The following is a 22,580-nucleotide window of genomic DNA, read 5'->3' on the forward strand; positions in this document are numbered from 1 at the left end:
ACCCAGGCGTGGTACCAGCGGGATAACAAACCGCGAATGCCGGGTAGTCCGATCAGCTAAGCCAGGGGGCGTAACAGCCAGGTTCGCCGCATCAACAGAATGTAGGCATCCAGTTCCCGGTGTATTTTTCCCTCGGCATCGCGCACATGCAGTTCGCGCAAAGCGCGTTCGGGGTCTATACCCATTTGCTCCAGCTCGGAGTCACGGCCGGTAATGTCGACCCACTGTACGGATTCTCCGGCCTTGCCCGCCATGCGTTCGTAGCGTCGCCGGTCAGCGCGGCAACGGGGGCAGGCGCCGTCGTAGTAAACGATCAAGTGCTCTGTGGGGGTGCTCATTTTTCGGAACCTGTCTGTTGCTGAGCTTTAATGGACGCCCTGGCTAACGTATCTCCCGTATAGAAGGTAACATAGCAACTTGACGCTAATACAGTGACTGGAGCTACTGATGAAAATATTGAATATCGGTTGGGTATGGGGACTTACGGCCTTGCTGGCAGTGGGCTGTACGAATATAGCCCCGTCCGAGGGCTTTGATTATCCGTCGGACATTGCTCAGGTGGGAGCTGATCCGGTCAAAGCGCAGGAGATTGACGCTCTGTTGCAATCCTTTGTGGACGAGCAGAAAGCCAACAGTGTGGTGGCGTTTGTGGCCCGCGATGGCAAGGTGCTGTATCTGGATGCGTTTGGTTGGAGAGACCTTGAAGAGGGCGTACCAGCCAGCGTCGATGACTACTACGCGCTCTTCTCCCAAACCAAGGCTGTGACGACCGTGGCGTTTATGACACTGGTGGAGAAGGGGCTGGTGGATATCCATGACCCGGTCTCAAAGTACTTCCCCGGTATTCCGGACCAGGTGATTACCGAACTCAATGATGACGGCACCTACGAAACCCGCCCCGTTGAAACCCCGATGACCTTCGTCCACCTGATGGCTCACACCTCGGGGCTGGATGCCGGGTTGGCGGCAGACCTTCGGCGTCAGAAAACTGGTCGGTCCATGGGCTTTATCGGGTTCGGGGGTGAAGAGCCCGATTTTACCCCCATAGGGCAGCACACGGCCGGCGGGGATTATCACTCCGAATATCTTGAACAGGAAATGCTGGCTCTGGCGCAATACCCGCTGGGCTTTGAGCCCGGAACGCAGTGGCACTATCACCCGAGTACCAACATGCTGGGGTATATGATCGAGCGTATTTCGGGTCAGTCGCTGCGCGATTACGTTAAGGAGAACGTGCTGGATCCGTTGGGCATGAAGGACACGGACTGGTTCCACGCGCCAGAGGCGTATGACCGCTTCGTAAAACCCTATCGCGCCTTGGAGGGTGAACTGGTGCCGGGTACAGAGGTGTACATCAAAGGCGCACTGAACGAACAGCAGAGTTACGCCGAGGGCGCCATTGGCCTGAACGGGCCGATTGAAGACTATGCCAAGTTCTGTCAGATGCTGCTGAACAAAGGGGAGTTCAACGGCGTGCGAATTCTGGAACCGGAAACCGTTGAGCTGATGACAACAGTGAACCGCCTGCCCGAGGAAAGCCAACCCTTTGAGTTTGGTTTGGGGTTTGAACTGTTTAACGCCGACAAGGAGCCAGTGCCGGCAGTGTCCAGCTCGGCTTATGCCTGGGGCGGGCTATTGGGGACCGCGTACATCATCGATCCGGAGAACAATATGATCGCGCTGTTTTACCGGAATATGTACGAGCGCGAGGAACTGTACCCGCAGTTTCTGGAAAAAGCGTACGAGTTGATCGAAAAATAAGAACTTTCAGGACCGTGGCCAAGGCGACGATCGTTTGGCCACGATTTCTCTCCTCTCTGTAATATCACGGTAACAACGATTGTTCATTCTCTATGGGTTGTGATTTGCGCCACTGCGCTGACACCGAAGGAGGGCAAAATGAGTGTGCTGTTGGTGACATATGATTTCAAGAATAGAGATGACACCTACTTCGAGCTGATGCGGCGGATCAAGGCCTATAACTGGGCCAGGCTGTCGGATTCCAGCTATGCCATCGATACCGAGCAGAGTCCTTGCGAGGTTTATACCACCATGAAGGATCTGGTGGACGGTGGGGATAACCTCTACGTGACTGTGCTGACCCGGCCCTACTATGGCTTTGGCCCGGAGGAGGTCAACCAGTGGCTCTCCGAGCGACTGGCCCTCCCTCATAAGCAGCGGGCCTGTTAGACCACCCGCTGCTGTCTGGAGCGCTGGCTCAAGGCGCTTCCAGAACCCTTACTTTGCCAGTGGCCGAGCGTCCAAAAGTCTCCGGTCGATACATCTCTTCGGCTTTTGCCGGGGGCACCACGAACTCCCCGGGCGTGGTGGCCAGGGCGGTGTATTCATATTCGTAGACTCCGGCTTCTACCTCGGTGCTGAACGCTTCGGCACGATCGTCCCGCAACTGTTGATGTTGGTACCAGTGGGGTTGCCAGTAACGCGTCCGCGTCTGCGCCATGAACCGGGTACGGTCCGGCATCTCAGCGGTGGTTTCGAGCGCCGGGTTCAGCGCTTCGAAACCGGCCGGTAGGCGATCGGTCAGGGCCACATGGTGGCGACGGGCGGGAACGGTCATGGTGACGGTGACCCGCACCGCGGCGCCGGCCTTGATTTCCCAAGTGCCGTCTTTGGTCTGGGTGACATCGCTCGGCTCGTTGATGGCTTCGTAGTGCCGCTCGACCTGGAAGCCGTGACGAGCTGCTTCCAATTGCAGGTCCTCAGGGGCGTATTCCATTCCAACGCGATAGTAGAGACGGCCTTGCCCCTCGTGTTGCAGTGCCAGTGTGGGGCTGGTGGTTCCGCTTTTCAGTTCTTTCATCGGAACCTGCTGGCTGTGCGTCTGCGTATCGCGGCCCCGGTAGTGTTGTTCTCCCAGGAACTGATCGCCCAGCCAGGCGCGGGCCGTGAAATCGGGAACCACATTTTCTCTTGCCAGGAAGTACTGCTTGAGCGCCAATAACGCGAATACGTTTTCCTGAGTGTTGCCCCAGTGACCGTTGCGACGATCGTTGAGCAGGCCCCGGGACAGCTTTTCGATCAGATCGCTCTGCGGCTGGGTCGAGAGCAGGGCGTCGAGCACGACCGCATCGGTGCGGCGACTGCCGTGCAGAACCCAGTGGCCGCCGGTGTTGTAGTCTTCCACGAACGAAGCCGTGGCAGCGGTTTCCCGAAGCTGGTTGTTGAGGCGACGGAGAATCTCAGTGCGCATGGGTTGAGCCGGGGAATGGTCCACCGCCGCGCTCAGCAACCAGCCCATCGCTTCGATGCTCAGGCTTTCCTCTTCCGTCCCCTCAAAGAGTGCCACGGCGGCCTTGCCCGTCGGTTCCCCCGCGAGGGATTGAACATAGAGGCTGTAGGCTTTGATGCTGGTGGCCGGTTGCGCTTCCATGGTTTTGGGAAGATTGTCGCCCGCTGTGCGGGTGTAGCGTAAGGCTTGTGTCAGCAGTGGCTCGGTCACGTCGTAGCCCGCTTCCCGGGCGCGAAGCAGGGCGTGGGTGACATGCACGGACAGATAAGCCTGGGAGTCCCCGTTGCGGGTCCAGAAGCCCCAGCCACCGTCCTGATTCTGGAGCTCTTCGAGGCGGGCGAGAATATCGCCGACGCTTTGGTTGATGGCCTCTTGGTCCGGTAAGCCATCGGCGTTAAACGCTTGCAGTAAATCTTCCAGCGAGGCGATGGCCATTAAGCGCGAGGCAATTTGTTCGGAGCAGCCGTAGGGATACTCGAGCAAGTACAGGAAGGCATCGCTCAGGGATTGGAATTGTGTGCTGCTGGTGGTGAGTTTCAGGCCCCCGAAGTCGGGGTAGACGTTATCGGGTACGGCCACCTGGAGAAACTCATTGCCGCCGGTCAGACTGCCGTACTGCGCAAACGCCTCGGAGGTGGCTGGCCGTTGAACGGGCAGGGTGATCTCAGCGGCGTCCTGATGTTGCCCCGATTGCACAATCACCTGAACGTTCGCATCGCCCACCTGCAGGGGTTGCGCCGTAAAGCGTACCTCTTTGCGGTCGTTGGCGGGAATGGTCAGTCGCCGGCCCTGAGCGCCGGTGAGTGTCAGGTTGCTTGCACGGGCGGCGAGCTCAACCGTCATGGGTCGGTCGGTCGTGTTCTGCACCACCACCGGCAGCTCGGCCTTGTCCCCCAGGTTGAGGAACCGGGGCAGGGAGGGGCGAACCATCAGGGGCAGCCCGACTTCGAGGGTCGCCTCTCCCGTGCCGAACTGTTGTTCGGTATGGGCCACACCGATGAGACGATACCGGGTCAGGTTGTCGGGCAGCTCGAACGAAACGGTCGCTTTGCCTTGCTGGTCCAGTTTGATGGTGGACTCGAAAGTGGCCAGAGGGCTGAAGTTTGAGCGAACAGCAGCGGTGGACTTGGCTTGCGCCTTAGGCACGGCCGCTTCATATCTCATATCGGTACTTGCTCGCGCGCCACTGACCATCACTTCTTCCGCTAATTCAGGAGAAGGGTTGGGCGGCAGTGCTAGGGCGTCACTCCTTGAACGGTATTCGCTCACTCCGTCCTCAATGTTTGAGTAAAAAGCCTCGAGCGGCAAGGGAAGCTCGTAGCCGGCAAGGTCCAGCACCGACTGGTCGACGGCGTAGAACGTCAGTTCCGCGCCGCTGGCGGGTGAGTGCTTGCCATCGGTTACGGTAATGTCGACGGTCGCCGTTTCCCCGGGTTTTAGCGACGCGTTCTCCGGTTGCACCCTCACCGTCAATTTCCGGCTCTCTGTGCTTATCGGAAGTGACAGCTCCTTAAAAGCGGATTGTGGAAGTTCTCCGTTATCGGGGGTTCCTCCGATGGCTTCGGCGGTGATGGTTAATGACGGTATCGACGTCTCCTTGATGGGAACCTCGAAGGTATAGAGGCCATCATCCAATCGATGATATTGCAGGTCCACCAACCCCTGCCTTTGCACGGTCAGCAATACTTCCGTCGGCGCAAACGGGGTCTGCACCTGGATTCTGGCGGTCTCGCCCGGGGAATATTCTTCCTGGTCCGGGATCAGTTTGATTGCCGGGCCTTCCTCGGGCGTGGGGAAACCATCGCGGGCATCGCCGGCGACCCAGAGGGTCATCTGCGTGCGGCTTTCCCGATCCTCTGAATCTCTGACTTTCGCGGTCACCCGGTATTGGCCGCTTTCCTCCGGTACAAACTCACAACCCGAACGCTCAGCGTTGGGTTTGCAGGCGGCGGTGTCAACGGCAACCCAATCGCCGTCCTTCCATTCAAGGCGCTCGACACTGACGGCCGGATTTCTCTTTTTGACAGGCTTGCCTTTGATATTGACGGTGACCCACTCGACGGTCACGGCCTCATCGACTTTGGCGAACAAGGAGGGCGTGCGCAGCCCGACATAAAGCTTGCTGGGGTGAATGAGCGTCTCTGCGCTTGCGCTCCATTGCTGGCGATTGACGTCGGTGACGTTGGCGGTGGCGCTCAGGCTGTGGGCGTAGAAAAGTTCAGAAAGATTGACGTTGGTATTGGGAGCCAGCGTCAGGGTATGTTCGCCGGCGGCATTGGTTTGACCGCTGATGGACTGCTCCCAAACGGTTTCGGCTGGAGTTGGCCAAAAGCTTCTGGCCCAGATCGGTTGCGAGCGCCCGAAGCGATAAGCCTCCCAGCCGGGTGGAGCGTAGTGCGAGGCTTCCAGGGAAAGTTGCCACTCCACCGGGGCATTGGGCAAGGGGCCGCCCGAGTAATAACTCGCACTGGCGGTGGCTCTCAGTGGCTCGTCAGTCACATACTGATCGGTACTGAAGTCGAGACTGACCTGGTATTCCGGTCGACGAAACTCTTCGATCATGAAGGGGTGGTACCACTCATAACCCTCAATGGTTTCGTCGCCGCTGAGAAGAGTAAATTCCAACTCGCCCATTCCCGAGTCGGCATTCGTCGGAATCGGCAGGGTGATATCGACGCTTCCTTCCGGGCTGATGGGTGTTCTATCGCTCTCTAGCTCATTCATTTGCCCATCGTAGGCTGTCCATTCGATGTGAGTGACATCGGTCGGGTGGCGAATGTCCCCATCAGTTCCACTTGTCCGCTCGCGCAACAGCGCCTTGAAATGGGCCGTTTCGCCCGGTTGGTATAGATGCCGGTCCGTGAAGACAAAGGTCGGGTAGCGGTAGTAGTTGTTTTCTCGCATTGAATAGCGGCGATAGCCCGCTTGGGGAAAAAGGGCCTGGTCCGCGTCTTTTATAACCTTCAATGTCTCGGTATTTTCTGAATCGCCGAGCGAAAGCTCCACCAGGCCGTGCTCGTCGGTTTGTCCTGATTGTGCCTGCAGGCTGACTTCGGCCCCGTTTATCGGGTGGCCATCTAACAAGTCGGTCACCCACGCCGTGAAGCGGTGAGGCTCCGTGTAGCTGCTGATACTGAGGTTGGTAACCTGCACCCAAGTCCCCATGGCAGCGGGGTTGTACCGTGGAAACTGAGCCGGAGAGGCTTCTGCCTCCGGTGAGTTGACAAAGACCAGTACGTGTCCAAAGTCGGCGTCATTCAGCCCCTTTTTCAACGACAGGTCGGTCCGCGTGTAGGTGGTCTCCGAGGGCTCAACCGTCACTGTACGCTCTTCAATCAGATCCCCGGGTTTGGGCAAAGCTTCTCGATCGTTGCTCCGGCGGTACTGCTCACGGTAGTCCTGAAATGCCTGCCAGTCTTCCGGGGTGACCCGACGCAGCTCCACATTCAGTGTTTGAATATTGCGACTCATTACCGGCAGAGAGGCGGAGCCGCTGGGTACGGTAATAAATTCATGGCCCGGCAGGGTGAATCCCGGTGGGTAGTCGCCTACCTGTACGTTTGTGGTCAGATCGTTTTCCAGCACCCGACCGAAACGGTCTTTGGTGCCGGCTTTTAAGCGCAGGGTGTATTCGGTCTCCGGTTTGAACGAACCATTCAGATAAAAGTGATTACCATGGTGGTTGACGTTCAGGTCTTCCACTTCGGGCGAGACCGTAAACAGCGAGCTATCCCAGTCATCCGCCAGGCCATGGCTCAGGCTCACGGAAATCCCGCTTTCGGGATTGCAGGATCCGTTGTGGCCACAACTGACGTTATCGAACTGCAGTGGGCCGGCCGTTTTAAAGCGGTGGCGTTGAGCGTCGGCGCTCAGTCGGTGGCCCGTTTTAGCGGGAACGCCGGCTTTCAGCTCAAGGGAGAAGCTCTGATTCCAGGGCAGCGGTTCACTGGGCGTGACGGCCAGCCAATGTTCTTCCTCCAGGGAGTCAGTAAAACGTTTGGCGTCTTTGTGATTTTCCGTGAGGGTGGCCTCATCCGCTTGGTTCAGCGCATAACGTTGCCCATCTCCCGTCAACACCAACTGGTCCAGCACCGCATTCGGATTGATGGCCTGGTTGAAGACCAGAACCAGTACCGGCTTGTTTGATGTCGGAGCGTCGCTTTCGGGATAAAAGCCGGTCACCTGCAGAGGCGCCGTGGCAAATTGCCACTGAACGGGATCGCTGAGCTTGTCGCCATTGACGGAAGTGATGTCCTGGGCCACCGACACGGTATATTCGGTGGCCATGGGCAGGGCCTCGGCGTCCGGCTCAAACACCAGGCTCTTGGTGTCCAGCCAGCGCCATTGGCCCTCGACCTGCGGTTTAATGGAGATGGGAAGCGGTTTTTTCCCACTTTCCTCATGGCTACCGACGGCCACCATTGGCTGGGAGAAGGTGATGCTGATCATCGCCGCGCGGTCGACTTCGCCTTCGGGGGTAAAACGCTCGATTGTCGGAGGTTGTGAGGTGTCCGCCACCGGGGCTTTTTTCTCGGGGAACGCCGGCTTGGCGGATTGTTCCGGTGAAGGCGGGGGAGCGGTGTCGCTCGGCGTTTGCGCTTCAGCGGTGTCAGGCGTCGCTATCGGTGGAAGCTGGTTGAGCAAGGCATTGGTTGCCTCTGGCGAGAGCGCCTCGGATGAGTCAGTCTCGGCCTGCTGACAACCGCCGAGCGTGAAGGTCAGTAATACTGCTATGGAGGGAATAGTCCATACAGAGGCGATTCGCTTCATTTCCCGTTCCTTTTTTTTACAGGCGTTTTACAGGCGTTTACAATTTTTACAATCGATTTTACGAGCCGTTTTGTGATCAATTCCAGGGTGATCCATTTTTGTGATCGGTCATGATGTTCTTGTGAGTCGTCATGGCGTCATTGGTGTTGTGCTGGTCTGCAAGGATACACTGTACGTAGACACTTTCGGATTACCACCGGTTCAAAGAGGACATCATGCGCTTTTTTCTGCTTTTGTTATCCCTGTCACTGGGGCTGCTGCTGGGCTGTAGCCCGGACTCGCCGTCATCCGGCCAGTCTGGCGACAAGGTGACATTGCCGGGGGCTTCGTCCAGCTATGTGGAACGGGGCGACATGGATGCCCTGAAGAAGCGGGGGCAATTGCGCATACTGGTTCATCAGTACGCGGACAACTACCTGCCCAGGGCCGGTTATCCCCTGGATATCGAGCGGGAGATGGCGCAACGATTCGCCCGCGAGCACGGAATGGAGCCGGTTTTGGTCCCGGTCACCCATTACGGTGACCTGCTGACGGCGCTGCTCGAAGGTAAAGGGGACGTGGTGGCCGCCAACCTCACGGTTACCGAGTCTCGGGCGAAGCGGGCCGGTTTCACTCTGGGTATTGATCAAACGCGGGAAGTGATCGTCGGTCGCTCGCAGGGGCCAGCAGTAGCGGGGGTAGCCGACCTTGACGGGCATTCCGTGGGCGTAATGCGCGGTACCAGTTTTTGGGAACTGGCGCAGGCTCGCTTGGCGGACCGGGAAGGCATTGAGATTGTGCCGCTGGATTCGACGCTGACCAGTGATGATGTGCTGGACGGACTGATCAAGGGTCAATACGACTTCGCCCTTCAGGACAGCAACGTCATGGAGATCGTGCGCACCTATCGGGACGATGTGCAGACGCGTTTTGCCCTGGGTGAGCGGCGCCCTCTGGCCTGGGCTGTGCGCCCGGACAACCCGGAACTGCTCGCCGAGCTGAACCGTTTTCTGACCCGTGAGCGGTTGACCCGCTCCGAAATTGACGCGCATACCGACGATTTGCCGGGCATTCTTGAGCGCAAGGTGTTGCGGGTGATCACCCGCAACAACGCGGCCACTTATTACCTGTACCGCGGCAAGCTGGTGGGTTTTGAATACGAGTTGGCGCAACGGTTCGCCGACCGTCTCGGTGTGCGCCTGCAAATGGTGGTGCCCGACAGTCACGATGAGATGATCCCGATGTTGCGCGAGGGCAAGGGCGATATGATCGCCGCGTTTATGACCCGTACCGAGGAACGCGCCCAGGAGGTAGCGTTCTCCCGCGCCTATCACTACGCCACGGAAACCGTGGTGGGGCAGGCCGATGAGACGGCCCTGGAAAGTGTTGAAGGCCTGGCCGGGCGCACCTTGCATCTGCGCCGCTCCAGCAGCTATTGGGACACCGCCGAGGCACTGCGGGAGCGAGGTATCGATGTGGACCTGAAGGCGGTGCCGGATGATATGGAAACCGAGCAGATTATTGATCGGGTTGCGACGGGCGAGTTTGATCTGACCATCGCGGACAGCCATATTCTGCAATCCGAATTGACCTGGCGTGACGACATCACTGGCCTGCTTTCCCTGGGTGAGCCCATCAGTCATTCATGGGCGGTTCGCCAGAACAATCTGCAGTTGCTCGAGGCTATCGATGACTTTTGGGACAAAGAGTATCGGGGGCTGCATTACAATATTTTTTACCAACGTTACTTTGAAGACGACTCCCGCATTCAGGCCCATCGCAAAGGGCGGGTGGATCTGGCCGAGGGGCAATCCTTCTCTGAGTGGGATGATCTGGCCAAAGTCTACGGTGAGCAGTATGACTTCGACTGGCGCCTGATTCTGGCGCAGATGTACCAGGAGAGCGAATTCGACCCCGAGGCGGTTTCCTGGGTCGGTGCGGAGGGGTTGATGCAGGTCATGCCCCGCACCGCCAAGGAGCTTGGCCTCTACCCGCTGGACAACCCCAGAGTCAGCGTTCATGCGGGCGTGAAATACATGGAATGGCTGCGCTACCGGTTTCCGGACCGGTTGCCCGTGGAGCAGCAGATGTGGTTTTCCCTGGCGGCCTACAATGCCGGCGTGGGCCACGTGCGTGACGCTCGCCGGCTGGCCGACCAGAAAGGCTGGGACCCGGACCAGTGGTTTGGCCACGTGGAGGAAGCCATGCTGTTGCTCTCGCAACGGAAATATTACCAGCACGCCCGTTTCGGTTTTGTTCGCGGACAGGAGCCGGTGAATTATGTTCGCCATATTCGCGATCGTTACCGGGCCTATGTCCGTCTGACCGAGCAGTAAGTGTCGCCAAAGCAGATGCCCCTGGCCGGGTGATCGGGTATTATTGGTCGCGTTAACCACAAGGCGCGACCAAAAGCGTCGACCCATCACTCGGCAAGGCATCGGTTCTATGACAAGGTTTTGTACACTTTCCCTTACGCTTTTCTCCCTGACTCTGCTTGGCCCTCTGGCCGCGGCCGCCCAATGGCAACCGCTGCTGGATGCCGAACTCAGCCAATGGCGCACCTATCTCGGGTACCCCAATCCGGGCACCCCCGTCGCCAACCTTGAGCGCTCTGATGACGGGGAGTACCTCGAACCGGTTGGCTATGATCGGGACGACTGGAATATTTTCAGTGTCAGCACCGAAAGCGGAGAACCGGTTCTGCGCATTTCCGGGGAGATATATGGGGGCCTCTTTACCCGAAAGGACTACGGCAATTACCGGCTTCGAATGCAGGTCAAGTGGGGCGAGCAGAAGTGGCCGCCCCGTGAGGAACTGCCATTGGATACCGGTATTCTCTACCACGGCATGGGCGAGCATGGCGTGGATTACTGGCGAGCCTGGCCGCGCTCCCAGGAATTCCAGATTGTGCAGCAGGGTGTGGAGGGGTTGACCGGCGACTGGTGGAAAATCGCGGACTCCCAAATTGATATCCGGTGCGTCTCCGCTGGCGAGGAGCAGCCCCACACATATGATCCCAAGGCGCCTGTGAAAACCTTTGGCGGAGACGAAGGGCCCATTACCTGCCGTGCCAGCCACAACAACGAAAAGCCCACTGGCGAGTGGAATACCCTGGAGCTGATCACCTTCGAAGACAAAAGCCTGCACATCGTCAATGGCGAAGTCGTGATGGCGCTGAGTGGTTCGTCCTATCCCACCGAATCCGGAACCGCGCCGTTGACCCAGGGGCAGGTCGTGCTTCAGAGCGAAGCGGGCGAGGTCTTTTACCGACGTATTGAATGGCAGCCCATCGGGGATATCCCCGAGGAGTACCACGCCTACTTTAAGTAGGTAGCCATTCGTTGGCGCGTTGACTTTAACGCGCCGCTCGCCTACATTGCGCTCCATCGACACACGGTGCCCACTGCCTCCGGAAACCATCCCCGGGGTGCTGAGTGGGTTAAACGGGAAGTCTGGACGATCCAGCGCTGCCCCCGCAACGGTGATCAAGCGTCGCTTCTTCGCGATCCTTGTCAGCCCGATACCGGCCGTTTGTCGCCGTCGCCGACCCTTCAGGGGACGGCGTCTTGAGATGGAGCGGAGGGCTACCATCCGGCAATTGTTCGCGCGCCGTGGGCTGACGCCCCTGCCGAGTCGCTTTGCTATTCCTCCCTCCCCATGTTCGTTTCGAAAAACATAGGGGAACAATTGTGTTCAAACCGTCTTTTCTATCGGCAGCGATTCTCGCTGTCAGCACTGCCGCGCCCGTTATGGCGCAAACCCTCGAAACCACGCCGGTCTCCGGCAAGGCCCCGGATGAAGTCCTGGTGGTCATTGCCTCTCGTACAGAAACCCCGTTGCGCCAGGTCGGCAGCTCGGTCTCGGTACTGGATGAGCAGGCACTGAAAACCCTGGGTACGCCGTCCCTGGTCGATGCGTTGCGTACGATGCCGTCAGTATCCGTTGTCAATACCGGTGGCATGGGCAAGGCCAGCTCGATCCGTATTCGCGGCGAGGAGGGGCACCGCACCCTGGTCCGGGTCGATGGTGTGGACATCTCTGACCCCACCAGCACTCAGCCCAGTGCACAGATTCAACATGTATTGAACAGCAACGTGGCGCGGGTGGAATTGTTGCGCGGCCCTCAGGGAATGATGTACGGCGCCGACGCCGGTGGTGTGTTGAACATTACCACCGACCACATCACCCAGGGCTCCAAAGCCGGCGTCAGCCTGGAGGCGGGCCGTTATGACAGCCGCAAAACCGCCGGCTTTATCGGTGGCGGTGGCGAGCGGGGAGACTTCTACCTCTCTGCCGCTCAGGTCGACACCGACGGCTTTAACGCGTTTGTCGATACGAGTGTCGCGGAGGCTGGTGGCTTGGATGACGACGGCTACGAAAACACCACCGTTCACGCCCGAGGCGGCTGGAATATTGACCCGGAGCTGCGTGCTCAGTTGGTGGTTCGGGATACCGACTCCACCTCCCAGTTCGATAAATGCTTTGGTGCCGACCCTCAGGACTGTGTGGGTTACTTTGATCAACAAAACCTGCGTGGCAGCATTACTCACCAGAACGCGGCCGGTGAAAACACAATCGCTTACTCGAAAACCGATGTGGAACGCACCAACTACGCCTCTGGCGAGGTGTCTTACGATACCGAAGGCACCATCGCCAAGTGGGAACTGAACGGCAATGTGGCATTGAACAAAACGCATGCCCTGGTGTACGGCGCCGAACATCGTCAGGATGAAGTGAACGAGCTGGAGCGGGAGCAACAGGGCGCCTACCTGGAGTATCAGGGGGCGTACCACGAGCGCGTTTATCTGACCGCGGGCATTCGCCAGGACGACAACGAAGATTTTGGTGGGCACACCAGCTACCGGGTGAGCGCTGCTTACCTGTTTCCCAAAATGAGCCACGGTGTGGTGAAACTCAAGTCCAGCGTTGGGACGGGTTTTCGCGCCCCGAGTCTGTTTGAAATCGACTATAACCGCTCTTCAGACGGTGCCGAACTTCCCGCTTTGGCCCCAGAGGAAAGTCAGGGGGTGGACGTTGGTATAGAGTATCTGGGCAGTGATGGCACGCATCTCGAGGCGGTTCTGTTTGATCAGACCATTGATGATGAACTCTATTTTGATCTGGTGAGCTACTCCGGGTATCTGCAAAGCGAGCAGAGCAGCGAATCCCGTGGTCTGGAATTGATCGGCCAGTGGCCCCTTTCCGATCAGTGGCAGTTGAACGCCAACTACACCTATGTGGATGCCGAAGCCGAGGATGGCAGCCCCCGTTCGCGCCAGCCCGAGCATCTGGCGAACATTGGTGTACGCTATACCCCCACGCGTGACTGGACCGTCGCCCTCGACTGGCGCACGTCTCGCGATCGTTACGAAGGCGATATCAAAATTGAGGACTATGAGGTACTGAACGCGAACGTTCGCTACCAGGTGGTCGAGGGTATCGTGGTGTACGTGCGCGGCGAAAACATTCTGGATGAAGACTACGTGGAGGTGCCAAGTTACGACGGCAACAACAACCTGACCGGTTACTACAATACGTCCGGCGCCGCTGGCTACGCCGGCGTGGAATTCACTTTCTGAAAAGGCCAACACCATGACCGAGAATGAAAAAGAGGATAAAAAAGCACAGCGGCACAAAGCCGCCATGCAAAAGCAGAAAACCAAAGTGGATGCCCGTATTGCCGAGGCACAGCAGGAGCGCGGTATCGCGCTGCTGCTGACCGGCAACGGCAAGGGCAAATCCAGCTCCGCCTTCGGCATGGTGATGCGCGCGCTGGGCTATGGCCACAAAGTGGGCGTGGTCCAGTTCATCAAAGGTGAGCAGCTCTCCGGCGAAGAAATTTATGTGCGGGAACAGTGCCCCCAGGTCACGCTCTACCAGATGGGCACGGGCTTTACCTGGAACACTCAGGATCGCAGCGGCGACATCGCGGCGGCGGAGCGCACCTGGGCTCAGGCCGAGGCGATGCTGAAGGACCCGGCCTACCAATTGGTGGTGCTGGATGAGGTGACTTACATGATCGCCTACAAATACCTGGACGAAGAAAAGGTATTGCAGGCGATCAAGGACCGTCCGAGCGAGCAGAGTGTGGTGGTCACCGGTCGCGGCGGCGGCAGCGCCCTGCAGGAGCTGATGGATACGGTCTCCGAAGTGAAAGACGTCAAGCACGCCTTCCGAGCGGGTATCAAGGCCCGCCAGGGTGTGGACTACTGAGCCATGGCCACCTTGATGGTGCAGGGGACGACCTCAGACGCTGGTAAAAGCACGCTGGTGGCGGGCCTGTGCCGGCTGTGGGCGCGTGAGGGGGGCTCGGTGGCGCCCTTCAAGCCACAGAACATGGCATTGAACAGTGCGGTAACGGTGGACGGCGGAGAAATCGGCCGCTCCACGGCCCTGCAGGCGCGGGCGGCCTATCTGGACCCGCATACGGATATGAACCCGATTCTGCTCAAGCCCAACAGCGATACCGGCGCCCAGGTCATTGTTCAGGGCCATGCCCTGACGGACATGGAAGCCGGGGCCTACCACGGTTACAAGCAGCGGGCATTGGAAGCGGTGTTGCTCTCCCACGGACGCTTGAGCGAGCATTTCTCGGTTATCGTGGCCGAAGGGGCGGGCAGTCCGGCGGAAATCAATCTGCGCGAGAACGATATTGCCAACATGGGTTTTGCCGAGGCGGTCGATTGTCCGGTGATTCTGGTGGCCGATATCGATAAAGGCGGCGTCTTTGCACACTTGGTGGGCACCTTGGCGTTGCTGTCCGACTCCGAACGGGCGCGGGTGGAAGGCTTTGTGATCAACCGCTTTCGGGGCGATCTGGCGTTGTTACAACCGGGGCTTGATTGGTTGGAGCGCAGAACCGGCAAGCCGGTGTTGGGCGTTCTGCCTTATTTGCGCGATCTCTATCTCGATGCCGAGGATGCCCTTAGCACCAGCCAACAGAAGGCCGATGCCAAGTTGCGCGTGGCAGTGCCGGTGTTTTCCCGCATCAGCAATCATACCGACTTCGACAGCCTGCGTTTGAACCCGCAGGTCGAGCTGCGCTGGGTGTTGCCCGGCGAGCCGTTACCCCCCTGTGACTGGGTGATTCTGCCCGGCAGCAAAAACGTCCGACGGGACCTGGATCTGCTGCGCGACAGCGGCTGGGACGAGGACCTGCAACGGCATTTGCGTTACGGTGGAAAAGTCATGGGCATCTGCGGCGGCTACCAGATGTTGGGCCAATGTATTGCTGACCCCGACGGCGTAGAAGGCCGGCGCGGTGAAAATCGGGGCCTCGGTTTATTGCCGTTTTCCACCGTGCTGGAATCGGGCAAAGAACTTCACAATGTCGCTGGACAATTGGCGCTGCCCGGTGGCGGCAGTGCCGATTTTACCGGCTATGAAATTCACTGCGGTCGCTCGCAGGGCGAGGCGCTTGAGCGACCGTTGCTGACCTTGGACTCCGGTCGGCGTGACGGGGCGATCAGCGACGATGGCCAGATCATCGGCACCTATGTGCACGGCATTCTGGATCAACCGGCGGTGCAACAAGCGCTGTTTCAGTGGGTCGGCGCCACGGCGGATTCGGTAGTGTCCATTGCCGAGCGACGCGAACAGTCCCTTGATCGTCTGGCGGATACCCTGGCCGAGCACCTCAAACCCGACTGGTTGCAACGCTGGCGCCTGGTGGCGGACGTAGGGTGAGAGTGAGGGTGAGAGTGAAATGGTGATCCCGGCACAACAACGCGCGCATCGACGCCGCCAAGGCACCGTGGGCCTGAGTGTTGCACTCGTGATCAGCTTTGTCCTCGCGCTGTTGCTCGGGTCGGTCTCGCTGTCACCGTTGATGGTGGGGCGAGCCCTGTTTGGCGGCGATACGCCGGAGCATCTCGCCCTGATCGTGCAATCCCTGCGTTTGCCGCGCGCGCTTCTGGCGGCAAGCGTCGGGGCGATTCTGGCCATTTGTGGGGCGATTCTGCAGGGGCTGTTTCGCAACCCGCTCGCCGACCCCTCGTTGATTGGCGTCACCGCCGGCGCCTCGGTCGGGGCGAGCGTCATGATTGTGCTGGGCGCAAGCCTGGGGAGCATGTTAGGCGGCATTGCCGGCGTATCCCTGGTGGCGTCTGGCGCGTTTGTCGGCGGCCTGGGGACCGTCTGGTTGGTGTACCGGGTGGCCACGGGTATTAACGGCACCTCTGTGGCCACCATGCTGCTGATGGGCATTGCGGTCTCGGCGCTCTCGGCCAGCGCCACCGGCCTGCTGGAATACTTTGCGGACAATGAAATGCTGCGACGCATGAGCCTCTGGCGCATGGGTGGGCTGGATGGGGCCAACTTTACCCGCGCCGGGGTATCGTCTCTGGTGTTGCTGCTGATTCTGGTGGCGGTGCCCGCCTTTGGGCGGGCGCTGAACACCTTGCTGCTGGGAGAATCCCAGGCGCGCCATTTGGGTGTTGATGTGGAACGACTCAAAACGCGCTTGATCATTCTGGTCGCGGCGGGCGTCGGGCTGGCGGTGGCCGTCTCCGGCAGCATTGCCTTTGTCGGGCTGGTGGTGCCGCATATGGTGCGCCTCTGGGTCGGGCCGGACCATCGAGTGCTGCTGCCTCTGTCCGCGCTGGGCGGCGCCGTGCTGTTGCTGTTGGCGGACGCCGTGGCGCGAACCGCCATGGCCCCGGCCGAGCTTCCCGTGGGACTGGTGACTGCGCTGCTGGGTGCGCCATTTTTTATCTCGCTGCTTCGCCGCCGTCGGTTGGAGGGCTTTTAAAATGCCCCTGTTGCAGATTGACCACCTCAGCCTTCAGATCGAACAGCGTGAGCTGGTGCGAGATGTCTCCCTGGCGGTGGAACCGGGGGAGATTCTCTCGATCATCGGCCCCAATGGCGCCGGCAAAACCACCTTGCTGCGCTCAATCAGCGCCGACCTGGAGCCCGCTGCCGGGCAACTGCAGTTCAACGGGAGGCCCCTGTCGGACTGGCGCGCCGCCGAGCGGGCACTGGCCATGGCGGTCCTGACCCAGGCCAACCCCCTGTCCTTTCCGTTTACCGTGGGCGAGGTGGTGGCGCTGGGGCGCACGCCCCACAGCACCGGCTTGGCGGTGGACCGGGAGGTGTGCCGCGCCGCCATGAAAGCACTGGATGTGAACCTTTTGGAGAGTCGGCTCTACCCATCACTGTCGGGCGGTGAAAAACAGCGGGTGCAACTGGCCCGGGTGATGGCCCAGATCTGGCGACCGGACACCGGCGCGGATCGGCTATTGTTACTGGATGAGCCGGTTACCTCTCTGGACCTGGGCCATCAGCGACAGTTGATGCAGGCCATCCGACAGTTTGCCGACAGTGGCGTCGGGGTGGTGATGGTGGTCCATGACATCAGCCTGGCGGCGGCCTACAGTGACCATTTGCTGGCGCTCAACAACGGCCAGCGGGTGGCCTACGGCACCCCGGAAGAGGTCGTGACCTCAGCGCTGATGAGTGAGCTGTTCAATACCGAAGTGGATGTTATTCCGCACCCGCAATCCGGCAAGCCGGTGGTGCTGGCGCGCTAGCAACGCAAACGTTTTAGGAGATGCTTATGCGGCAACTGATTCTCGGTGGCGCCCGCAGCGGCAAAAGCCGGTTGGCGGAAGCGCGGGCCATGGAGTGGAGTGAACGCACGGGCGCAGACCTGTTGTATGTGGCGACCGCCAATGCCGACGACGATGAAATGGCTAGGCGGATTCAGGTGCACCAGAGCCGGCGGGAAACGCGCTGGCAGTTGCGGGAGGAACCCCTCGACCTGGCCGGCGTGCTGCACGACAACAAGGATCGGGACGCCTGCGTGCTGGTGGACTGCCTGACACTGTGGCTCAGCAACTGCCTGCATATGAACTGCTGGGCCTATGAGCGCGACCGTTTTCTCGATGCGCTGGAATCGATCGAAGGCTCACCCTTGTCGCTCATTCTGGTGAGCAATGAGGTGGGCTCCGGCATTGTCCCGATGGGGGAGCTGTCCCGGCAGTTTGTCGATGCCAGTGGCTGGCTGCATCAGGCGTTGACGCCGTTTTGCGAGACGGTAACGTTAGTGGTCGCGGGCCTGCCTCTGGCTCTGAAAAGTGAATCCGATCAGTAATCCGGTCCGAACAAGAAAGGAAATGCGTGTGAGCACAAGCAACTGGCTACAGGAAACAGTGGTGCCTGTGAGTGAGGCGGCCCAAGGGGCCGCCCGGGAGCGTCAACAGAATCTGACCAAACCCCCGGGTTCGCTCGGCCATCTGGAATGGTTGGCAGAGCGCTTTGCCGGCTGGCAAGACACGGAGAAGCCCTCCGTGGAGCAGGTTCAGGTGTGCGTCTTCGCGGCTGACCACGGTGTGGCCGCCCGGGGTGTATCTGCCTATCCGCAGGCGGTAACGGCTCAAATGATCGCCAATTTCTGCGCGGGTGGTGCGGCCGTCAGCGTCTTGGCACAGACCTGCGGGGCCGACTTGAGTGTGGTGAACCTCGGCTGTGTGGTAGAGCCGCCAGCGCACGAGCGTTTGCGCGACCGGACTCAGGGGCCGGGCACGGCGGACTTTACCGAGGGGCCGGCCATGACCGAGGCTCAGTTGCGCGGCGCTCTGGCCGCTGGGCGCGAGGCCGTGAGCCGGAGCGATCTGTTTATCGGCGGGGAGATGGGCATCGGCAACACCACCGCCGCCTCCGCGCTTCAGGCGGCGCTGCTGGACGTTCCCGCCGCCGAGGTGGTGGGGCCGGGAACCGGTGTGGATGCGACCACTCTCGCCAGAAAATGTGAAGTGATTGAGCGGGGGCTGAAGCGCCATGCCGCCGCGCAGCCGAGCCCAGTGGAATGGTTGCGCTGTCTCGGTGGCTTTGAAATTGCCGCCCTGACCGGCGCCTATATCGCCGCCGCCCAGCAGGGTATTCCCTCTCTGGTGGATGGCTACATCAGCACCGTGGCGGCGCTCCTGGCCGTGCGCGTGAACGCGGGCGTGCGGGACTGGCTGCTGTTCGCCCACGAGTCCGCCGAGCCCGGTCACTGCCGAATGCTCAGCGCCCTGGATGCCCGGCCACTGGTGTCGCTGGATTTGCGTCTGGGTGAGGGCAGTGGTTCGGCGTTGGTCGTCCCGCTGATCCGCAATGCCCTGGCGCTGCACGCCCGCATGGCGACCTTTACGGAAGCGGGGGTGAGCAATGCCTGAGACTCGCCTGGACTTGTTGCGCCACGGCCAGTGTGAGGGCGGCGAAATCTTTCGCGGCTCCCATGATGTGGCCCTGACCCAAGAGGGCTGGGCCACTATGCAGGCCCGCGTCGACATCCCGACACCCTGGGATGCCGTGGTCACCTCACCGCTGCAACGTTGCCGCGCCTTCGCGGAGGCGGCCGCCGAGCGCCTGGCGTTGCCGCTGATCATCGAGTCCGATCTTCGCGAAATGCACTTTGGTGAGTGGGAAGGGCGGCCGTACCAGGAGATCTGGGACAATGACCCCATCCTGGCCCTCTGGGGGGAGGACCCGGAAGAGCACACGCCTCCTGACGGCGAGCCGCTCGCCGATTTTGCCCGGCGGGTGAATGCCGCGCTGGATCGGCTGGCGAAAAGCCAAAGCGGGCGACGATTATTGGTGGTGACCCACGGCGGGGTGATTCGTCTGCTGCTGACCCGTGCCAAGGGCCTGCCGCGCAACACCCTGCGGGACCAGCCCGTGCCCTATGCCCATTTTGTGCCATTGAACTGGTGCGATGGTCAGCTCAGAGAGGTGCCCGGTGAAGCCGGTTGAGCACGGTCGGGCCCTGATGACGGCGCTGGCACTGCTGACCCGCTGGCCCTGGCCGCTGCCGTTTCAGTGGAGCGAGGCGGCCCAGCGCCTGTCCCCGGCGTATTACCCATTGGTGGGCGCCGCGCTGGGGTTGGCGCTCTGGGGTGTCCACTGGCTGTGCGGCGACTTGCCCCCGGGGCTGACGGCCTTTGTCATTTTGCTGTTCTGGGTCGCCCTGACCGGTGCCCTGCACCTGGATGGGTTGGCAGACGCGGTGGATGGCTACTTCGCCGGACACCGTTGCTCCGATCCTCTGGAACAAAAAGAGCGCGTATTGACCGTCATGCGCGATCCGGCCTGCGGCCCCATGGCGGTGGTGATTCTGATTCTCGTGCTGCTGGCCAAGTGGCTGGCGCTGGAGGCGTTGATGGGCTCCGCCCTGGTGGCGTCGCCGCTTTACTGGTGCATGCTTCTCGCCCTGCCCAGGGCGTCCCTGCTGCCGGTATTGATCGCGACGCCCTACGCCCGCTCCGAGGGCCTGGCGGCGGGCCTGAGCCTGGAGTCTACGCCACTGGCGGTCTGGGTGGCCCTGGGGCTGTCTCTGGTGGTGGCACTCTGGGTTGGCCCGGCCTGGCCCATGGCCATCAGCCTCGGTTGGCTGGTGCTGCTGGTGTGGTTCTGGCGCCGGCTCTGGGTTCAGCAGGTGGACGGCTATACCGGCGACACCCTCGGTGGCCAGGTGGAGCTGGCCGAAACCCTGCTGCTCTGGTTTTGGGCCATGACCGTGGTAACGGGGCACCTATGAGCTGGATGACACTGTTGGCCCTGTGGCTCGGCTGCCTGCTGGATTACCGACTGGGCGAGCCCCGGCGTTGGCACCCCCTGGTGGGTTTTGGCCGGTTCGCGAATTCGCTTGAAAAAATCCTGAACCACGCGGGCAAAGCCGCAAGGGGCCCGGGCGTACTGGCCTGGATGCTAGCCGTGCTGCCACTGGTGGCCTTGGCGTTCTGGCTCAGAATGCGACTGGTGCCACTGGGCGCCCCGGGGATTTGGCTCTATACCGGGTTGGGCGCGCTCGGGCTCTATTGGGCTCTGGGCTGGCGCAGCCTGGTGGCTCACCTGCAGGTCATTCGGTTGGCTTTTGCCCAGGGAGAGCTCGACGCTGCCCGCGTGGCGGTCGGGCAGGTGGTCAGTCGGGACTGCACCGACGCAAGCTGGTCGGATTTGCGCCGGGCGGCCCTGGAGTCGGCTCTGGAAAATAGCAGCGATGCCATTGTGGCGCCGCTGTTCTGGTTTGCGGCGCTGGGCTTGCCCGGCGTCATCCTCTATCGGCTCAGCAATACCCTGGATGCCATGTGGGGCTATCGCAATGAACGGTTCCTGCGCTTCGGTTGGGCGGCGGCGCGAGTGGATGACGGGCTCAATTGGCTTCCGGCTCGGCTGACGGCCCTGGCGTTTGTGGTAACGGCGCCGGGGTTCCGTGCGGCCCGTCTGGCAGCGCGAGCCTGGTTCGTTCAGGCCCGTCGGTGCGAGAGCCCCAACGCCGGCCCGGTGATGTGCGCCGGCGCGGGCGCCCTGGGGGTCGCCTTGGGAGGTCCAGCCTGGTACCACGGACAGATCAAGAACAAACCCGCGTTTGGCGGTACGCGCGAACCGGAAGCGCGGGACCTGCCTCGGGCACTGGCATTGATTCATCGCGCGATCGCTCTGGTGTTGATCTTGCTGTCGGCGGCTCTGTTGGGCGTGGCCTTGTGGCCCTGGACCGCATGAGCCATCGAACGATTGGCGGCGAACCGCACGGGGGCGATCTACAACGGGCCCGCGCCCTCTTTGGTGAGGGTGGCTGGGGTGAGGGTGGCTGGGGCGACGGTGACTGGCAGGATCTGTCCACCGGCATCAGCCCCTGGCCCTGGCCGGTGCCACCGGTGCCAGCGTCGATCTGGCAGCGCTTGCCGGAGGGGGGAGGGCCCTTGTCCAAGATCGCCGCCCACTACTACGGCGTTGATGAGGAATCCGTTTTGCCGCTACCGGGCAGTCAGTTTGGTATCGCCCGGTTGCCTCATCACCTATCCTCCGGACGGGTGGCATTGCCCGCCTTGGGATACGCGGAGCATGAGCGGGCCTGGCGCGGGGCCGGCCATGAGTTGATGAAATATGACTGCTGGGATGGGTTGGAATCGCTGATCGAAACCGGGTCCGTAAATCATCTGGTGTTGATCAACCCGAACAACCCCACGGCGGAGCGGCTACCGCTGGACACATTACGAGGCTGGCTGCGCCAACTGCCGGACGACAGTGTCGTACTGGTGGACGAAGCGTTTGCGGACCTCACACCCCAGTGCAGCGTGGTTCCGTTGCTGAAAGAATTTCCATCGCTCTGGGTGCTGCGCTCGGTGGGTAAATTCTTCGGCTTGGCGGGGGTACGGTTGGGATTTCTGCTCGGCCAGTCGGATCACTGGCTGAGACGGGCGCTTGCGTCCGAACTCGAGCCCTGGGGCGTCTCCCACCTCGCCCAGTGGGTCGGTGCCCAGGCGCTGTCCGATGAACACTGGCAACGGGAGCAGCGTGAGCGGTTGGCGCACGCCTCACGCCAGTTGGAGGCGCTCTGGCGACGCCATCTTGACACTCAGTGCCCGCAAGTCACTGTGGCGAACGGCGGTCTGTTTGTCACCTTGCGCGGGCCAGCGGCGGTGCTGCGGGAGTTGCATACACAACTGGCGGCTCGGCACCTGTGGTTGCGCCTCGGGGAGGACCCACATCGCAGTGCCGCTTGGTTGCGTTGTGGCTTGCCGGCGGACGGGGGACGGCGTTTGGCCCAGGCACTGGACGTGATTACGATCAATATTGAGGAGAATGCGTGAAATTC

General features: G+C 60.9%; 17 protein-coding genes and 1 riboswitch. Of the genes, 15 read left to right on the forward strand and 2 right to left on the reverse strand.

Annotated features, from left to right (window positions below):
- Positions 1 to 56: 56 nt before the first annotated feature.
- Positions 57 to 338 (reverse strand): thiol-disulfide oxidoreductase DCC family protein, encoded by a 282-nt coding sequence (locus G547_RS20400; RefSeq protein ID WP_211224517.1) that lies wholly within the window; start codon positions 336 to 338, stop codon positions 57 to 59.
- 109 nt (positions 339 to 447) lie between these two features.
- Here G547_RS20400 and G547_RS0106375 point away from each other — a divergent pair, with 109 nt between their 5' ends.
- Positions 448 to 1,761 carry a serine hydrolase domain-containing protein gene (locus G547_RS0106375; RefSeq protein WP_027329128.1) on the forward strand — a complete coding sequence of 438 codons (1,314 nt, stop codon included), beginning with the start codon at positions 448 to 450 and terminating at the stop codon, positions 1,759 to 1,761.
- A 138-nt stretch (positions 1,762 to 1,899) separates the two neighbouring features.
- Entirely contained in the window at positions 1,900 to 2,190 is a 291-nt protein-coding gene (locus G547_RS0106380; protein WP_027329129.1) for a hypothetical protein, read from the forward strand.
- A 28-nt stretch (positions 2,191 to 2,218) separates the two neighbouring features.
- Here the strand turns inward: G547_RS0106380 and G547_RS0106385 are convergent, their stop codons facing one another.
- The gene (locus G547_RS0106385; protein ID WP_027329130.1) at positions 2,219 to 8,020 is read right to left on the reverse strand and encodes an Ig-like domain-containing alpha-2-macroglobulin family protein; all 5,802 of its coding nucleotides are present in this window, start codon (positions 8,018 to 8,020) and stop codon (positions 2,219 to 2,221) included.
- Positions 8,021 to 8,235: 215 nt separating this feature from the next.
- Between G547_RS0106385 and G547_RS0106390 the strand changes: the two genes are divergently transcribed.
- The 13 genes from G547_RS0106390 to G547_RS20410 all read left to right on the forward strand — a co-directional run bounded on the left by G547_RS0106390 (position 8,236) and on the right by G547_RS20410 (position 22,575).
- On the forward strand, positions 8,236 to 10,335 hold the full coding sequence (locus G547_RS0106390) for an MltF family protein (RefSeq protein WP_036187405.1): 2,100 nt from the start codon (positions 8,236 to 8,238) through the stop codon (positions 10,333 to 10,335).
- Positions 10,336 to 10,444: 109 nt separating this feature from the next.
- Positions 10,445 to 11,329, forward strand: coding sequence for a 3-keto-disaccharide hydrolase (locus tag G547_RS0106395; RefSeq protein ID WP_027329132.1), 885 nt, complete (start codon positions 10,445 to 10,447; stop codon positions 11,327 to 11,329).
- Between the two features lie 47 nt (positions 11,330 to 11,376).
- A riboswitch (cobalamin riboswitch) is annotated at positions 11,377 to 11,545 on the forward strand.
- 143 nt (positions 11,546 to 11,688) lie between these two features.
- Entirely contained in the window at positions 11,689 to 13,578 is a 1,890-nt protein-coding gene (locus G547_RS0106400) for a TonB-dependent receptor plug domain-containing protein (RefSeq protein ID WP_245573379.1), read from the forward strand.
- Positions 13,579 to 13,591: 13 nt separating this feature from the next.
- The gene (cobO, locus tag G547_RS0106405; RefSeq protein ID WP_027329134.1) at positions 13,592 to 14,212 is read left to right on the forward strand and encodes a cob(I)yrinic acid a,c-diamide adenosyltransferase; all 621 of its coding nucleotides are present in this window, start codon (positions 13,592 to 13,594) and stop codon (positions 14,210 to 14,212) included.
- Between the two features lie 3 nt (positions 14,213 to 14,215).
- Positions 14,216 to 15,685, forward strand: coding sequence for a cobyric acid synthase (locus tag G547_RS20405; protein WP_036187407.1), 1,470 nt, complete (start codon positions 14,216 to 14,218; stop codon positions 15,683 to 15,685).
- Between the two features lie 19 nt (positions 15,686 to 15,704).
- Positions 15,705 to 16,748: a FecCD family ABC transporter permease gene (locus G547_RS0106415; protein ID WP_027329135.1), complete on the forward strand. Its 1,044-nt coding sequence runs from the start codon at positions 15,705 to 15,707 to the stop codon at positions 16,746 to 16,748.
- A 1-nt stretch (position 16,749) separates the two neighbouring features.
- A complete protein-coding gene (locus tag G547_RS0106420) occupies positions 16,750 to 17,529 on the forward strand; it encodes a heme ABC transporter ATP-binding protein (protein WP_051234939.1) in 780 nt (259 codons plus the stop codon).
- 26 nt (positions 17,530 to 17,555) lie between these two features.
- The gene (cobU, locus tag G547_RS0106425) at positions 17,556 to 18,092 is read left to right on the forward strand and encodes a bifunctional adenosylcobinamide kinase/adenosylcobinamide-phosphate guanylyltransferase (RefSeq protein ID WP_027329137.1); all 537 of its coding nucleotides are present in this window, start codon (positions 17,556 to 17,558) and stop codon (positions 18,090 to 18,092) included.
- 28 nt (positions 18,093 to 18,120) lie between these two features.
- Complete coding sequence (cobT, locus tag G547_RS0106430; protein WP_245573382.1) at positions 18,121 to 19,158, forward strand: nicotinate-nucleotide--dimethylbenzimidazole phosphoribosyltransferase; 1,038 nt, start codon at positions 18,121 to 18,123, stop codon at positions 19,156 to 19,158.
- Entirely contained in the window at positions 19,151 to 19,735 is a 585-nt protein-coding gene (gene cobC / locus G547_RS0106435; protein WP_027329139.1) for an alpha-ribazole phosphatase family protein, read from the forward strand. Before cobT ends, cobC begins: the two co-directional genes overlap by 8 nt.
- A complete protein-coding gene (locus tag G547_RS0106440; RefSeq protein WP_027329140.1) occupies positions 19,722 to 20,519 on the forward strand; it encodes an adenosylcobinamide-GDP ribazoletransferase in 798 nt (265 codons plus the stop codon). The genes cobC and G547_RS0106440 overlap by 14 nt, the downstream gene beginning before the upstream one ends.
- Positions 20,516 to 21,484, forward strand: a complete 969-nt coding sequence (gene cbiB, locus G547_RS0106445; RefSeq protein WP_245573384.1) for an adenosylcobinamide-phosphate synthase CbiB — start codon at positions 20,516 to 20,518, stop codon at positions 21,482 to 21,484. The genes G547_RS0106440 and cbiB overlap by 4 nt, the downstream gene beginning before the upstream one ends.
- Positions 21,481 to 22,575 carry a threonine-phosphate decarboxylase gene (locus G547_RS20410; RefSeq protein WP_036187522.1) on the forward strand — a complete coding sequence of 365 codons (1,095 nt, stop codon included), beginning with the start codon at positions 21,481 to 21,483 and terminating at the stop codon, positions 22,573 to 22,575. The genes cbiB and G547_RS20410 overlap by 4 nt, the downstream gene beginning before the upstream one ends.
- Positions 22,576 to 22,580: the final 5 nt, after the last annotated feature.

It is taken from the genome of Marinimicrobium agarilyticum DSM 16975 (genome assembly GCF_000423345.1).
In the GTDB taxonomy this organism is placed as follows: Bacteria; Pseudomonadota; Gammaproteobacteria; order Pseudomonadales; family Cellvibrionaceae; genus Marinimicrobium; species Marinimicrobium agarilyticum.